Origin of the sequence: Streptomyces sp. NPDC001068 (genome assembly GCF_042897315.1) — a bacterium.
GTDB lineage: Bacteria > Actinomycetota > Actinomycetes > Streptomycetales > Streptomycetaceae > Streptomyces.
Window position 1 is genome coordinate 938,175 of sequence record NZ_JBIAYD010000002.1, and the last position, 14,534, is coordinate 952,708.

12 protein-coding genes and 1 pseudogene are annotated in these 14,534 nt (G+C 73.3%); 5 read left to right on the forward strand and 8 right to left on the reverse strand.

The annotated features are described in order from the left end of the window. Positions 1 to 64: 64 nt before the first annotated feature. A complete protein-coding gene (locus ACFY3I_RS09260) occupies positions 65 to 226 on the reverse strand; it encodes a hypothetical protein (RefSeq protein ID WP_390860060.1) in 162 nt (53 codons plus the stop codon). A gap of 31 nt (positions 227 to 257) precedes the next feature. On the opposite strand from ACFY3I_RS09260, the gene ACFY3I_RS09265 reads away from it, so the two are divergent. Next, the gene (locus ACFY3I_RS09265) at positions 258 to 902 is read left to right on the forward strand and encodes a peptide deformylase (protein WP_365286071.1); all 645 of its coding nucleotides are present in this window, start codon (positions 258 to 260) and stop codon (positions 900 to 902) included. 117 nt (positions 903 to 1,019) lie between these two features. Here the strand turns inward: ACFY3I_RS09265 and ACFY3I_RS09270 are convergent, their stop codons facing one another. Further along, positions 1,020 to 2,447 (reverse strand): dihydrolipoyl dehydrogenase family protein, encoded by a 1,428-nt coding sequence (locus ACFY3I_RS09270; RefSeq protein WP_390860061.1) that lies wholly within the window; start codon positions 2,445 to 2,447, stop codon positions 1,020 to 1,022. Positions 2,448 to 2,580: 133 nt separating this feature from the next. Here ACFY3I_RS09270 and trxA point away from each other — a divergent pair, with 133 nt between their 5' ends. Then, positions 2,581 to 2,961 (forward strand): thioredoxin, encoded by a 381-nt coding sequence (trxA, locus tag ACFY3I_RS09275; RefSeq protein WP_365286075.1) that lies wholly within the window; start codon positions 2,581 to 2,583, stop codon positions 2,959 to 2,961. 108 nt (positions 2,962 to 3,069) lie between these two features. Here the strand turns inward: trxA and ACFY3I_RS09280 are convergent. Together ACFY3I_RS09280 and ACFY3I_RS09285 are read right to left on the reverse strand one after the other, a co-directional pair. After that, a pseudogene (locus ACFY3I_RS09280) lies at positions 3,070 to 4,507 on the reverse strand (aldehyde dehydrogenase family protein). 120 nt (positions 4,508 to 4,627) lie between these two features. Continuing rightward, positions 4,628 to 5,674 carry a LacI family DNA-binding transcriptional regulator gene (locus ACFY3I_RS09285; protein ID WP_390860062.1) on the reverse strand — a complete coding sequence of 349 codons (1,047 nt, stop codon included), beginning with the start codon at positions 5,672 to 5,674 and terminating at the stop codon, positions 4,628 to 4,630. 273 nt (positions 5,675 to 5,947) lie between these two features. On the opposite strand from ACFY3I_RS09285, the gene ACFY3I_RS09290 reads away from it, so the two are divergent. Then, positions 5,948 to 6,610 carry a TetR/AcrR family transcriptional regulator gene (locus ACFY3I_RS09290; RefSeq protein WP_390860063.1) on the forward strand — a complete coding sequence of 221 codons (663 nt, stop codon included), beginning with the start codon at positions 5,948 to 5,950 and terminating at the stop codon, positions 6,608 to 6,610. Positions 6,611 to 6,638: 28 nt separating this feature from the next. Beyond that, the gene (locus ACFY3I_RS09295) at positions 6,639 to 7,847 is read left to right on the forward strand and encodes an FAD-dependent oxidoreductase (RefSeq protein WP_390860064.1); all 1,209 of its coding nucleotides are present in this window, start codon (positions 6,639 to 6,641) and stop codon (positions 7,845 to 7,847) included. Here the strand turns inward: ACFY3I_RS09295 and ACFY3I_RS09300 are convergent. Then, positions 7,822 to 8,502: a TetR/AcrR family transcriptional regulator gene (locus tag ACFY3I_RS09300; RefSeq protein WP_390860065.1), complete on the reverse strand. Its 681-nt coding sequence runs from the start codon at positions 8,500 to 8,502 to the stop codon at positions 7,822 to 7,824. The two genes, ACFY3I_RS09295 and ACFY3I_RS09300, sit on opposite strands and share 26 nt — an antisense overlap. A gap of 105 nt (positions 8,503 to 8,607) precedes the next feature. On the opposite strand from ACFY3I_RS09300, the gene ACFY3I_RS09305 reads away from it, so the two are divergent. Beyond that, positions 8,608 to 9,165 carry an NAD(P)H-dependent oxidoreductase gene (locus tag ACFY3I_RS09305; RefSeq protein WP_365286087.1) on the forward strand — a complete coding sequence of 186 codons (558 nt, stop codon included), beginning with the start codon at positions 8,608 to 8,610 and terminating at the stop codon, positions 9,163 to 9,165. 159 nt (positions 9,166 to 9,324) lie between these two features. On the opposite strand, the gene ACFY3I_RS09310 is transcribed toward ACFY3I_RS09305, so the two are convergent. From ACFY3I_RS09310 to ACFY3I_RS09320, 3 genes are all read right to left on the reverse strand, one after another. Next, a complete protein-coding gene (locus tag ACFY3I_RS09310) occupies positions 9,325 to 10,206 on the reverse strand; it encodes an LLM class F420-dependent oxidoreductase (protein ID WP_390860066.1) in 882 nt (293 codons plus the stop codon). Positions 10,207 to 10,425: 219 nt separating this feature from the next. Beyond that, complete coding sequence (locus tag ACFY3I_RS09315) at positions 10,426 to 12,456, reverse strand: TerD family protein (RefSeq protein ID WP_390860121.1); 2,031 nt, start codon at positions 12,454 to 12,456, stop codon at positions 10,426 to 10,428. Continuing rightward, complete coding sequence (locus tag ACFY3I_RS09320; protein ID WP_390860067.1) at positions 12,416 to 14,524, reverse strand: right-handed parallel beta-helix repeat-containing protein; 2,109 nt, start codon at positions 14,522 to 14,524, stop codon at positions 12,416 to 12,418. Before ACFY3I_RS09320 ends, ACFY3I_RS09315 begins: the two co-directional genes overlap by 41 nt. Positions 14,525 to 14,534: the final 10 nt, after the last annotated feature.

A 14,534-nucleotide genomic window follows, 5' to 3' on the forward strand; every position in this document is an offset into this window, starting at 1 on the left:
GCGTCGGCATGTGCGACACGCCCGTCGGCGTGCGACGACACGCGCTGTCGCGTGTCTCACCACGCTACTTCACGATGCCCCTGCCCCCGTACGTCCGCCGCCCTCGGCGGTACGCGACCTCCCCGCTCGCCACGTCCACGACGCCGAACGCGGCGAGCGGGATCCCGGGCGGGGGCACGAACCAGCCCACCACCGCGACCGCCGCCACCGCATGCGGCTCGTCCACGTCACCTTCACCGTCGTGGCATGCTGGCGCGATGGCATCTCCCAGTGATCGTGTCCCCGTTGCCGTACGGGTCGAGGAACTCCTCGCCGCCGGCGGACCGTTGCCCATCGTCGCGGCCGGCGACCCGGTCCTGCGCCGCGGAACCGAGCCCTACGACGGCCAGTTGAGCCCCGGGCTGCTGGCCGGGTTCATCGCGGCGCTGCGCGACACCATGCACGCGGCGCCGGGCGTGGGGCTGGCCGCGCCCCAGGTCGGCATCGCGCTGCGGATCGCGGTGATCGAGGACCCGGCGCCGGTGCCCGAGGAGGTCGCCGTCGCCCGCGGCCGGGTCCCGCAGCCGTTCCGCGTCCTGGTCAACCCGGTCTACGAGCCCGTCGGCGGCGCCCGTGCCGCCTTCTTCGAGGGCTGCCTGAGCGTGCCGGGCTATCAGGCGGTGGTGGCCCGGCACGCCGAGGTGCGACTGCGCGGCCAGGACGAGCACGGCCGCGCCGTCGACGAGGTGTTCACGGGGTGGCCGGCCCGGATCGTCCAGCACGAGACCGACCACCTCGACGGCCTGCTCTACCTGGACCGCGCGGAGCCGCGCTCACTGTCCGCCACGCAGGCGGTGACGGAACGCTGGTCCGCGCCTACCCCCACGGCGGCGGCAGCGGAACTGGGCTTCGACCTCCCCTGAGCCGGAGCGACGCCGCCCACCGGCCTCGGCCGGAAAGAGGGGCGCGGGGAACCGCGCGACGGGCCACGGCGCGCCCGTCGCCCGGCCGGCCACCGGCAGTCACCCGCCCGCTCGGTCTCACCCCCGGTACGCCTCCAGGAGCCGCAGCCACACCTCGCTCAGCGTCGGATACGACGGCACCGCGTGCCACAGGCGGCTGACCGGCACCTGCCCGGCGACGGCGATCGTCGCCGAGTGGACCAGTTCGCCCACGCCCGGGCCCACGAAGGTGACCCCGCGCAGGATCTCCGCGTCCAGGTCCACGACCATGCGCGCGCGGCCCTTGTAGCCGTCGGCGTACAGCCCCGCCCCGGCGACGGAGGAGAACTCGACGTCGACGGCCCGTACCCGGTACCCGGCCTGCTCCGCCTCCGCGAGGGAGAGGCCCACCGCCCCGGCCTCCGGGTCGGTGAAGACGACCTGCGGCACGGCGTGGTGGTCGGCCGTGGCCGCGTGGACGCCCCAGGGGGTGTCGAGGAGGGGCGTGCCCGCGGCCCGGGCGGCGATGGTGTCGCCCGCGATCCGGGCCTGGTACTTGCCCTGGTGGGTGAGGAGCGCCCGGTGGTTGACGTCTCCGACGGAGTACAGCCAGTCGGTGCCCTCGACCAGCAGGGTGTCGTCGGCGGTGAGCCAGGAGCCCGGTTCCAGGCCGACGGTCTCCAGACCGATGTCGTCGGTGTGCGGAATGCGCCCGGTGGCGTAGAGGATCTCGTCGGCCTCGATGCGGTCGCCGGCGTCGGTCACGGCCACGACCGTGCCGTCCTCCCGGGTCACCGACGCCACCGAGGTGCCGGTGCGGACGTCGACGCCGGCCTCCTTGAGGGCCTCGCCGACGAGTTCCCCGGCGAACGGCTCCATCCGGTTGAGCAGACCCTTGCCGCGGACGAGCAGGGTGACCCGCGAGCCGAGCGCCTGCCAGGCGGTGGCCATCTCGGTGGCGACGACACCGCCGCCCACGACGATCAGCCGGCCGGGCGCTTCCTGGGCGCTGGTGGCCTCACGGCTGGTCCAGGGCTTGACCTCGGCGAGTCCGGGCAGGTCGGGCAGCTGGGCGCGGGTACCGGTGGCGACGGCGACCGCGTACCGGGCGGTCAGGGTGGTGACCGTGCCGTCCGCGCCGGTCACGGTGACCGTGCGGGGTCCGGCGAGCCGGCCGTGGCCGCGGTACAGGTCGGCGCCGATGCCGTCGAGCCAGCCGACCTGGCCGTCGTCCTTCCAGTCCGAGGTGAAGTAGTTGCGGCGGGCGAGGACCGCGGAGGTGTCGAGCGGCCCCTGGACCGCCTGGCTCAGACCGGGCAGCCGACGCGCGTCGTCCTGGACGATGACCGGGCGCAGCAGGGCCTTGCTGGGCATGCACGCCCAGTACGAGCATTCGCCGCCGACGAGCTCGCTCTCCACGATCGCGGTGGAGAGTCCGGCCGCACGGGTGCGGTCGGCCACGTTCTCCCCCACGGGCCCGGCCCCGAGCACCACAACGTCGTAAGCGATGGATTCCGTTTCCGTCATGGGGTCAGTCTCCCGGGTGGTGTGCGCCGGGGCCACACGGGTACGTGGCCGGAATACCCACCCGGCCGGACGTGTTGTGCGGACGGTTCGTCCCGGAGCGGGGCGCCCCCACATCAGGAAGAGGGAAACTCGCATGAGCAGCACCGTGGAACTCACCAAGGAGAACTTCGACCAGATGGTCAGCGAGAACGAGTTCGTTCTCATCGACTTCTGGGCGTCGTGGTGCGGCCCGTGCCGTATGTTCGCGCCGGTCTACGAGAAGGCCGCGGAGGCCAACCCCGATCTGGTCTTCGCGAAGGTCGACACCGAGGCGCAGCCGGAGCTGGCCGCGGCCTTCGACATCCAGTCGATCCCGACCCTGATGATCGTCCGTGACCAGGTCGCCGTCTTCGCCCAGCCCGGCGCCCTCCCGGAGGCCGCGCTGACGGACGTCATCGGCCAGGCCCGCAAGCTGGACATGGACGAGGTGCGCAAGAGCATCGCGGCGCAGCAGGGCGGCGCGCAGGGCGAGTGACGGCTTGCCCCGAGCGACGGGCCACCGCCCGCGAACACCACGTGGCCGCGGTCAGGATCTCTGACCGCGGCCATTCCTTTCGGCTCGATCCGGTCGGTGCGGCCGGCCCTAGAAGGGGTACGGCGCCACGTCCCCGCGTACGGTCGTCCAGCGCACGTCCGTGAACGCCTCCAGGTTGGACTCGCCGCCGAAGCGCGCCCCGGTGCCGGAGGCGGCGACGCCTCCGAAGGGCGCCACGGCCTCGTCGTTCACGGTCTGGTCGTTGATGTGCACGATGCCGGTGGGGATGCGCTCGGCCAGCTCCAGGCCGCGCGCGGTGTCGCGGGTGACGATGCCGAGGGAGAGACCGTAGGGGCTGTCGGCCGCGAGCGCGGCGGCCTCCTCCAGGTCGGCGAAGGCGCGGACGGGCGCGACCGGCCCGAAGACCTCCTCGGCGTAGGCGGGGGTGCGGTCGTCGACGCCGGCGAGGACGGTGGGCCGGTAGAAGAGGTCCTCGTGGGTGCCGCCGGCGGCGAGTCTCGCGCCCCGGGCGGTGCTCGCCTCCACCAGGCCGTGGATCTTGGCGAGTTGAGCGCCGTCGATGACCGGGCCGAGGTGGACCGGAGCGCGGTGCGGGTCGCCGACGGCGAGGGAGTCGGCCTTGGCGGCGAGGCGTTCGACGTACTCCTCGACCAGGGAACGGTGCACCAGGTGCCGTCCGGTGGTCATGCAGATCTGGCCCTGGTGGAAGAAGGAGCCCCAGGCGGCCGTGGAGATCACCGCGTCGAGGTCGGCGTCCTCCAAGGACGACCAGGGCCGAGTTGCCGCCCAGTTCGAGGTGGGCGCGCTTCAGCCGGCGGCCCGCCGCCTCGCCGACCGCGCGGCCGGCCGCGGTCGATCCGGTGAAGGAGATCACCGGTACCAGCGCGTCGTCGACCAGCGCCGCACCGACGTCGGCCCCGCCCGGCAGCACCTGCAGCAGTCCCTCCGGCAGTCCGGCCTCGGCGAACACGGCGGCGAGGGAGAGCCCGCCGCAGACGGCGGTGCGTGGATCCGGCTTCAGGACCACCCCGTTGCCCAGCGCGAGGGCGGGCGCCACCGAGCGGACGGACAGGATCAGCGGCGCGTTGAACGGCGCGATCACGCCGACCGCGCCGACCGGGATCCGGCGGGTGTACGACAGCCGGGGAGCCTCGCTGGTCAGCACCTGGCCCACCGGGCGGGAGGCGAGGGCCGCGGCCTCGTAGCACTCCTGGGCGGCGACACGCAGTTCGAAGTCCGCCTTGCCGGGGACCGAGCCGGACTCCCGGACGATCCACTCGCGCAGTTCGTCGGCGTGCTCCGTGAACAGGTCCCCTGCCCGGCGCAGGACCTGGGCCCTCACGAAGTGCGGTGCTCGAGCCCATTCGAGGTGCGCCGCCCGGGCGGCCGCGGCGGCCGGGGCGACGTCCGCGGGGGCGGCCAGGACGACCGTGCCCAGTGTGTCGCCGGTGGCGGGCTCGGTGACGGCGTACTGGAGGCCGGACAGGACGCTCGCCTGCCAGGTCTTCGGGTCGAGCAGTGGCATGACGGCTCTCCGATCGATCACCGGGTTGCGCGGCTCACGGCGCCCGCGAGCCGTTTTGTTGAGCGCGCAACATCCTAGTCAAGGCGCCCGGAAAAGCACCGCCCCGACCAGCGTGAGCCATCAGCTGGACTCGCGCCGCACCACCGAGGCGCCGAGCACCTCGTGCGTCTCCGGTACGCCGCCCGGGTCACGCACCACGCGGTCGACCAGTTCGGCGAGTTCGCGGCCGGAGGGCAGTTCGATGTGGATGGTGGTGAGCCGGGGCCGCAGCAGCCGGCCAAGCAGCAGGTCGTCGGCGCCGACCACGGCGGTGTCCTCGGGGATGCGTACGCCCTCGTCCTGGAGGGCGCGCATTAACAGCATCGCGTACTCGTCGCTGTAGGCGAACACCGAGTCGATCCCCGACTCCCGCCAGCGCGAGGCGAGTTCGGCCGCCGATTCCTCCGTGTACCCGAGCGGCAGCTCGGTGACCGTGGCGTCGGTGCCGTACAGGGCCCGCCGGACGCCCTCGAGCCGGGGCCGGGAGTAGGTCTCCAGGCCGGCCTCCTCCGGGACGACCACCCCGATGCGGCGCCGGCCCCGGGCGTACAGGTGGGCACCGGCGCAGCGGCCGACGGCGTCGTGGTCCATCAGCAGGGCGTGCGCGCCGTCGACCCGCTCGGGCCCGAGGGTGACCACCGCCCGGGCACCGGCCCGCTTGAGGACGGCGACACCTTCGGTACCGAGTCCGGCACCGGGTACCAGTACGGCCACCGGCCTCAACTCGGCCCAGGCGCGGGCCGCTTCGTCGGCCCGCAGGCCGGCCGTGCCGTACTGGACGACCGTGTAGTCGAGGCGGCTGAGCGCCCACTGGAGGTCGGTGATGAACTGGCCGTAGAGCGGGCCCATCGGGATGGCCGGGGCGGCCATCAGGACCATCCGGCTGTGGCCGGCGCGCAGACTGCGGGCGGCCGCGTGCGGGACGTACCCGAGTTCCTTGGCGGCCTCGTGGACCCGGCGGCGGGTGGGCTCGCTGATCCGTACGGCACTGGTGTTGTTCAGGACGTAGGAGACGGTCGCACGGGAGACGCCGGCCAGTCGGGCCACATCGGCGCTCGTGGGGACCGAGCGCGGGGTCGGCAGCGCTGCCGAGGGCGTATTCGGTATCTGCACCATGACGTACGGCATCTTGGCAGAACGCCGAGGAGGCCGGTCCGGCGGGTCAACGTCGTTCACTGTTGGACGAGTTGGGCCCGTCGCGCGCCCCGGTTCGGCGGCGGCGCGCGCACCGGGGAGCCGTATGCGTCGGGGCAGCGCACGAGCCGTGGCGGCACGCGGAAATCCCGCGAGGTCCACGGAGCTCGCCAGGCCCGCGGAGCTCGCGAGGGCGCCCCCGAACAACTTGACGAACATGTTCGTTCAGAACTTGTTCGCGACGAACATGTTCGTTACGGTGGTCGCATGCCGGTCACCCCCCGCTCCCGCCGCGAGCGTCCCGCCAAGCCCGCCCTGACCCGCGAGGGCATCGTCGGCGTCGCCGTCGGCATCCTGCGCGCCGAGGGTCTGCAGAAGGTCACCATGCGGCGCCTCGCGCAGGAGCTCGACACGGGCCCCGCCTCGCTCTACGTCTACGTCCGCAACACCGCCGAGCTGCACGCGGCGGTCCTGGACGAGCTGCTCGGCACCGTGGGCCCGGTCCCGGCCGAGGGCGGCTGGCGGGAGCGGCTGGAGCGGGTGCTGGTCGCCTACACCGAGATGCTCCTCGCGCATCCGAGCCTGGCCCGGTCCGCGCTCACCGCGCGGCCGCACGGCCCCCACTACCTGAACCTGATCGAGACCCTGCTGGCCCTGCTCGACGAGGGCGGGGTGCCCCGCGAGCGGGCCGCCTGGGGCGTGGACCTGCTGCTCCAGCACGCCACCTCGACCGCCGCCGAGCACGCCGGCGGGGAGTCCCAGGAGGAGTGGGACACCCTCGCGCGAACCCTGCGCGAGGCGTCGGACCGCACCCACCCGCACATCGCCGCCGCCTCCGGAGAGCTCCTGTCGGGCACCCCCGAGGCCCGCGTGTCCTGGGCGTTCCAGGCGCTCGTCAACGGCATCCAGCGCACCGCCCTGCCCGACTGAAGTCCCCGACCCCCTCAGGAGGGCCACCATGTCCACCGTTCCCACCACGTCCGCTCCCACCACGTCCGCCGCCTCCACTCCGCACCACCCCGTCGCGGTCGTCGGCGCCGGCCTGGGCGGGCTCGTGCTCGCCCGGGTGCTCCAGGTGCACGGCGTCGAGGCGGCCCTCTTCGAACTCGACGCCTCGGACGCCGCCCGCACCCAGGGCGGCATGCTCGACATCCACGACGACTCGGGCCAGGTGGCGCTGCGCGCGGCCGGGCTGTACGAGGGGTTCCTGGCCCGCGTGCACACCGGCGGCCAGGCGACCCGGGTACTGGACCGGGACGGCCGGGTCCGGTTCGAGGCGCCCGACGACGGCACCGGCGGCCGGCCCGAGATCGACCGGGGCGATCTGCGCCGGCTGCTGGTCGGCTCGCTGGCCGAGGGCGTGATCCGCTGGGGCTCCAAGGTCACCGGCGCCCGGCCGCTCGGCGACGGCCGGCACGAGGTGACCCTCGCGGGCGGCGGTTCCTTCACGACGGATCTGCTCGTCGGCGCCGACGGGGCCTGGTCCCGGGTGCGCGCGCTGCTCTCGGACGCGTCGCCCGCCTACACCGGCGTCTCGTTCGTGGAGACGGACCTGCCGGACGCCGACGTACGGCATCCGGTGAGTGCCGAGGTGGTCGGCGGCGGCATGCTGTTCGCGCTCGGCGCGGGCCAGGGCTTCCTCGCGCACCGCGAGAGCGACGGCGGCCTGCACGTGTACACGGCGGTCCGGGCTCCCGAGGAGTGGCTGGACGGGATCGACTTCACCGACACCGAGGCGGCCAAGCGGGCCGTTCTGCGGCGGTTCGACGGCTGGGACAAGAGCCTGCGGGCGCTGGTCGCGGAGGCCGAGGGCGCCCTGGTGCCCCGGCGGATCCACGCCCTGCCGGTCGGCCACCGGTGGGAGCGGGTGCCCGGTGTGACGCTGCTCGGTGACGCGGTCCACCTGATGTCGCCGTTCGCGGGCGAGGGCGCCAATCTGGCCCTGATCGACGGCGCCGAGCTGGGCCTGGCGCTGGTCGCGCACCCCGGCGACACCGAGGCCGCGCTGGCCGCCTACGAGGAGCGGATGTTCGCGCGGGCCGAGCGGTCGGCCGCGGAGTCCGCGGCGAGCGGAGCCATGCTGTTCGGGGCCGACGCGCCGCAGGGTCTGGTCGACATGTTCACCGCGCACGGCCCGGAGGTCACCGGGGCCGCTCCGTCCGAGTGACCCGGGCGACCAGGTCGATCCAGCCGGCCTCCAGCCGCTCGGTGGGCATCCCGCGCTGCCTGGTCAGGTGGTGGACCAGGGCGGGGTCCAGATAGCCCAGCAGCGTGTGGGCGAGCAGTTCGCAGTCCGCCTCCGGCTGGATCTGCCGCAGCAGCATGGTGACGTGGGTACGCAGGGCCGCCATCGAGGGGTGGGCGTAGCGCCGGGTGGGCTCGGGCTGGGCGGCGAGCTGGAGGTCGAGCTGCTCGCAGGTGCGGTACAGGACCGCCACGCCGAAGGCGCGCAGCCGCTCCACGGGCGGGGCGCCCGGGCCCAGCGGCGGCGGCCCGCCCAGGAAGTCCGCCTGGAGCTGGCGCGCGGAGTGGTCCAGCAGCGCCATCAGCAGCCCGGTGCGGTCGCCGAAGCGGCGGAACACCGTGCCCTTGCCCACCTCGGCCGCCGTGGCCACCGCCTCCATGGTGACACCGGCCACACCGTGCTCGGCGATCAGCCGGGCGGCGGCCTCCAGCAGCCGGGCGCGGTTGCGGGCCGCGTCGGCGCGCAGGCACAGCTCTTCGGGGGCGAGCCCCACCTCGAACAACTGGGGTGTGTCGACGGGCTCCTGGGGCTGGGGGAAGGGCGGCAGGACGCTGGACATGAAGACAGCGTAAAGCATGGGGAACAGAACTGGACCGCGGTCCGTTTGTGGTGTTAGAAATTAACCGGACCCCGGTCCGGATTCGTTGCAGCAGTGTTTCAGCCCCCACTTTGGAGTTCCCCCATGTCTGTCCGCATCCTTGCGCTCGTCGGCAGCCTCCGCGCCGGTTCGCACAACCGCCAGCTCGCCGAGGCGGCCGTCAAGCTCGCCCCCGAGGGTGCCGAGGTCGAGGTGTTCGAGGGCCTGGCCGACATCCCGTTCTACAACGAGGACATCGACGTCGAGGGCGGTGTCCCGGCCGCCGCCGCGAAGCTGCGTGCCGCCGCCCAGGCCGCCGACGCGTTCCTGCTCTTCTCCCCCGAGTACAACGGCACCATCCCGGCCGTCCTGAAGAACGCCATCGACTGGCTGTCCCGCCCCTATGGCGCCGGTGGCTTCGCCGGCAAGCCGGTCGCCGTGATCGGCACCGCCTACGGCCAGTTCGGCGGCGTGTGGGCGCAGGACGAGGCCCGTAAGGCCGTCGGCATCGCCGGCGGCAAGGTGGTCGAGGACATCAAGCTGTCGATCCCCGGCTCGGTGACCCGCTTCGCCGAGACCCACCCGGTCGACGACGCCGAGGTCGCCGCCCAGCTGACCGAGGTCGTGGCGCGTCTGCACGGCAACGTGGGCGTCGCCGCCTGAGGCACCGCGCGACGAAGGGGCCGGGGCTCGGTGAGCCCCGGCCCCTTCGCGTACCGGCTCGCGCGCCTCGACGGATCAGCCACCCCGGCCGACCACGCATGTCAGCAGACCGCGTGTCCCAGCCGTTCGCCGACCACGCGTCTCAGCCGATCACGCATCTCAGCCGATCGCCGCGAGCCGCTCGACCGCCGGGGCCACGAAGCTCTCCATCCACCCCGAGGTCTCTGCGAGGCGCGGGCCGACGATGACCGTGTCGAGCCCCAGCCCGGCGTACCCCTCGATGTCCCGGGTGAAGGCGTCCAGGTCACCCTCGGTGGCCGCGTCGCCGGTGTAGGCGATGGTCTTGCGGATGGTGTCGTAGTCGCGTCCGACGGCGTCGCAGTGGACGCGCAGCACCTCCAGCTTGTGCCGCAGCTCCTCCGGTGAGGAGGGGATCAGGTTGCAGGCGTCCGCGTACTGGGCGACCAGGCGCAGGGTCTTCTTCTCGCCCCCGCCGCCGATCATGATCTCCGGGCGCGGAGAGCTGACCGGCGCCGGCACGCAGAGCGTCTCGGCGAGGCGGTAGTGCTCGCCCTCGAAGGGCCCGTTGTCCTCCGGGTCCCACATCTGCAGGCAGATCCTCAGGGTCTCCTCCAGCCGCTCGAATCGCTCGGCCAGCGGCGGGTACGGCACGCCGAGACCGTGATGCTCACGGTCGTACCAGGCGGCCCCGATGCCCAGGGTGGCCCGGCCGCCCGACACCACGTCCAGGGTGGTGGCGATCTTGGCGAGGAGTCCGGGGTGGCGGTAGGTCACCCCGGTCACCAGGGCGCCCAGCTGCACGGTGGAGGTGCGGCCGGCGAGGTAGCCGAGAGTGGTGTAGGCCTCCAGCATGGCGTCCTCGGCGCCGCCGTTGAACTCCATCTGGAAGTAGTGGTCCATCACCGAGACCCAGCTGACACCGGCCGCCTCGGCCGCCGCGCCGGCCGCGGCGAGTTCGGCGCCCAGCGCGCGGCTGCCGCCGGAATGGTCGAACCGGTTGATGTGCACGCCCACACGCATGGCCGTTCTCCGTTCCACCTTGATCGTGTCCTGTCCGCACGACGCTAGAACTTCGAGCACTCTCGAAGTCAAGGCCCGGATGTCAGCGCCCCGGCCCCGCGTCAGGCGCGGCGGGTCTCCGCGGCTCCGACGGCCTCGCTCATCGGGCCGCGCCGTCCGGGTCGGCGCGAGCGGCCCGTCCGGACCGGCCGCCACACCCGCCGGCGGGCTGCGCGGACCTCATCCGACCGGTACCGGGGGTCGCGCCGGTGCCCGCCGGGCCGTCGGCCGGTCGAGGTTGACGGCCACGCTGCCGTAGAACCGCCGCACCGCGTCGTCGACACTGCGGATGAACCCGGTCTCGGCGTTGCCCCGGCCACTGCCCATCCCCTTGAGCAGGGACACCCGGAACCCGGTGATGGCGCCGCCGCCCGCCTTCGGCAGCAGGTCCGCCGGTTCGGGCCGCAGCCGTTCGAGAGTGCCACGCGGGCCGGCCGAGTCGCCCTCCACCAGGGTCTCGATGTGCAGATCGGCCGGTGCCTCCGCCAGGGACCGCACCAGCCGCTTGGCCCAGCTCAGGGGGTAGCCCTGATCGGGTGCCGGGATGTCCATGGACGTACGGAGCCGTCCGGTGCGCAGATCGGCGACGACGGCGAGCACCCCGGGCGTCCCCTCGATACGCAGCTCGGCCTGCAGCCGCCCCTGGAGGCAGAGCTGGTCGGCGAGGAGGCTCCGGCGTTCGCGGGGGTCCCTGCCGCCCCTGGAGCCCCGGACCGGGAGTACCTTCTGCCCCAGTTCGCCGCCCAGCCCCAGACAGACCTGCCGGATGAGGCGCTCCCAGCTCTCGACCACGTCGAGGGCGCGCGGGTCGCCCTGGCACAGCGTCTCGTCGTCGATGCCGTTGCGCACCGGGACCCACGCGGGACCCATGTTCTGGAAGCCGTGGCACCCGGAGTTCTCGTGCTGGAGGTAGTGCAGCAACTCCTCGAGAAGCCAGGCGTGGGCCCTGTTGCCGACGCCCTCGTGCCGGATCAGCATCTGGGCCTGCTGGGTGACTTCCGCCCAGGACAGGTGACGTAGCGCCACCTTGTGCTTGCGCCGTCCGTCGACCTTGACGTCGACGAGCGGGCTGCCTTCGAGGGCGACGTCGTTCGAGAGCGTGATCACGGCCTCGTAGCCGCGACGGGCCGCGATGTCCATGTAGGCCTGCACCTGGTCGGCCTTCAGGGCGTTGCCGTTGGTCTTCGTCTCGACCAGTGCCGTCCACAGTTTGCCGGCCCGTTCGACGCGGACGACCCCGTCGGGACGCCGAGGGGTGTCGCCGTGCGGCAGGGACACCTCGGCGTACGTCTCCATGCGGCCGGCCGGGGCGCCGAAGCCCGCCGTCAGCCGCCTGCCGAACTCGGGAACCTGCGCCATCACGGAAAGGAGGACGGAGGTGGCGCGGGTCTCGCGGTCCCGGTCGCTCTTGAGGGCCGTGACGGGGAAGAGCCGGGCCTCCCGCCAGGAGTCGTTCTCCGCGAGGGACTTCCCGGCCGCCTTCGGCAGGGTGATCTTCTTCTTCGCGGTCCGGGGCCGGGCGGCGGGCCGCCGTGTCGGGGCGCCGTCCGCCGTCGGACGCGGCGCCGGCACGCCGTCCGGGTTCGGCACGGCCGCGTCACCGTCGGCCGGTTCGGGGGCATCCGGTCCGGCGGGTTCCTCCTCCGGGCCGCCGAGCGCCTCCTGGGGCACGGCGTCGTCGTCGATGTCGACTCCGAAGTCGGTCGCGAGACCGGCCAGTCCGTCGGCGTACCCCTGACCGACCGCGCGGAACTTCCACTCCCCCGACCTCCGGTACAGCTCGCCGAAGATGACGGCGCTCACCGTGTCCGCGTCCTCGATGGTGAACCGCAGCACCGGGTCACCCACCGCGTCGGCCAGCGTGACCGTGAGATTCTCCAGTTCCCCGAACCGCGCGTCCCGGTAGCGGCTGGCCGCCACGACCATCCGGTCGACGTCCTCGGGCACGGCGGTCAGGTCGAAGCCGATCCGGTCCTCGTCCCCGGCCTCCGTGGGTGCCTTGCCCAGCAGTTGCACACTGCCGTCGGCGGCCACCGGGTTGTTGTAGAAGTAGAAGTCGGAGTCGTCGCGCACCTTGCCGCCGGAGCCGAGCAGCACGACGGACACGTCCGCGTCGCCCTCACCGGTCGGACTCACCCATCCCAGGCTGACGACCACCGAACCGACGTTCTCACTCAGGGCCGACAACGTGACGTTGGACCCCTTCATCATCTCTTGCACGAATCCCCCCAGGATCCCCACCAGCAAACGGACCAACTGTAGTACCCACCGACCTCGGCGGTTTCGTCGATCCGAATGTGACCGAACCTGGGCGTTCTTGACCGTTCGCGGGTGAAATACCGCGCCAGCGCAGCCCCAGCAGTGCCCGGTACGGCGGGCGTGGGCCCGCGGTGGTGGTGATGGTGGCGCAGGTGGGGTCGGATGCGCAGGGGTGGGACGGGGTGAGGAGGGTGTTGTCGGTGAAGTGGAGGTGCTGGGGGTCGCCGCAGTCGGGGGCCGGGGGCCAGGCGCCGGGGTAGGGGCGGCGGGGCAGCCAGGCGGGGACCTTGTCGTCCCAGTGGTTGTCGATGTAGCGGATGTTGCGGACCGGGCGGTTCCCCCAGTTCTCGCTGCAGCCGCCGATGGAGGCGACGTAGTCGTGCACGACGTTGTCGCGGACGGTGACGCGGTTGCTGGAGTCGTCGGTGTAGATGCCGACGTTCCAGACACCGGCGGCGCTGTCGGTGACGGCGTTGCGGGCCACGAGGGCGCCGTCGGCGTAGGACGGGCCCTGATCGCCGCGCAGGTAGATGCCGCCGCCGTCGGCCAGCAGGCGGTTCGTGGCGAAGACCCGGTTGCCGAGGACGCGGTTGCGGCGCGTCAGGCCCCGCAGGTCCTCGCTGGGGCCGGAGAGGATGCCCGTGTAGGGGACGTGGTCGACCTGGTTGTGGGCGATGAGGGTGTCCTGGGTGGCGCTGTTCCAGACGCCGGAGGCCGCCCGGTACTCGACGCCGACGTGGTGGATCCAGTTGTCCGTGACGCGGTTGCCCGTGTTCCTGCCCCGGGTCGCCGGGGGCAGGACACCGAGGGCGACACCGCCGTCCGAGATGTCCGTGAAGACGCTGCCGGTGACGGTGTTGTGCGAGCTGTCGGCGGCGAAGTCCACTCCCTGGGCGCCCAGATGGGTGAAGCGGTCGCCGGCGAGCGTGATGTGCTCGGCGTGCCGGAAGGTGACGTTGCCCGGCACGGTCAGCGCGGTGATGTCGCCGCCCCTGCCCGGACGCATGTACATGCTCCAGGCGGCGGCGAATCCGGCCGGCTCGTCCGGGGCCAGCCAGGTGGCGTGCGCGAAGGTCAGCCCGCGCAGGGCGATGTCGTGCACGGGGTGGGCGGCGGAGTCGCCTGTGCCGCTGAGCAGGGTCTGCAGGACGGGGGCCGTGACCTCGGTCCGGGACAGGGACTCCCCCGCCCGGGGGCGGTACAGGAGGGTGTGGTGCGCGGGACGCGAGCGGTCCAGGTACCAGCTGCCGGGCCGGCCCAGGAAGTCCGGGGCGTTCTCCACGTCGTGGGTCCGGGTCAGCGCCTCCGCCCCGTACAGGGCCCGGGCGAGCCGCCAGCACGGCTGGTCCATGGTGATCGTGGTGCGGCCGGCGGCTCCCCGGGAGATCCCGGCCACCCCGCAACGGCCCTCCACGTAGGCGTCGCGGTGGACGACCTCGAGGTCCGCGGGACGGTGCCAGGCGAGCGGAATCCGGCTGGTCGTGGTGTATCCGGTGGCCGTGATCCGCAGCCTTCCGGGCAGCGGGCCGCCCCGGGCCGCGCGCGGCGCGCGACGGCCGTCGACGTACAGCTGACGGGTCTCCAGGGATCCGACGTCGGCCTGCGAGACCCCGGGCCGCCCGCGGGCGGGGCGCCAGCCGGTGACCGGGCGCCCGCCGCTGAGCGTGACCGGCTCCTGGAGCGCGGTGCCGTAGCCGTACGCCTGGTAGACCACCCGGTGGCCGTGCCGGCCCGAGTCGGCCGGGGTCAGGCGCAGCGGCCCGGTCAGCCGGTAGGTGCCGCCGCGCAGGCTGACCGTGAGGTCCGAGGCCATGTGCGGGACCAGGGCCCGCACCGCCCGCTGGGCCCGGGCCGGTGTGGCGAAGGGCCTGGCAAGGGTGCCGGGCCCCCGGTCGTCACCCCAGGGGGCCACGTAGAGCCGGGTGACGGGTGGGCGGTGCGGGGCCGGAGCACCGGCCGTCGCCGCCAGCAGGGCCGTGACGGCCAGGGCCACGACCGCGTTCCCCCGTGCTGTCCTCATGAGCTGCCTC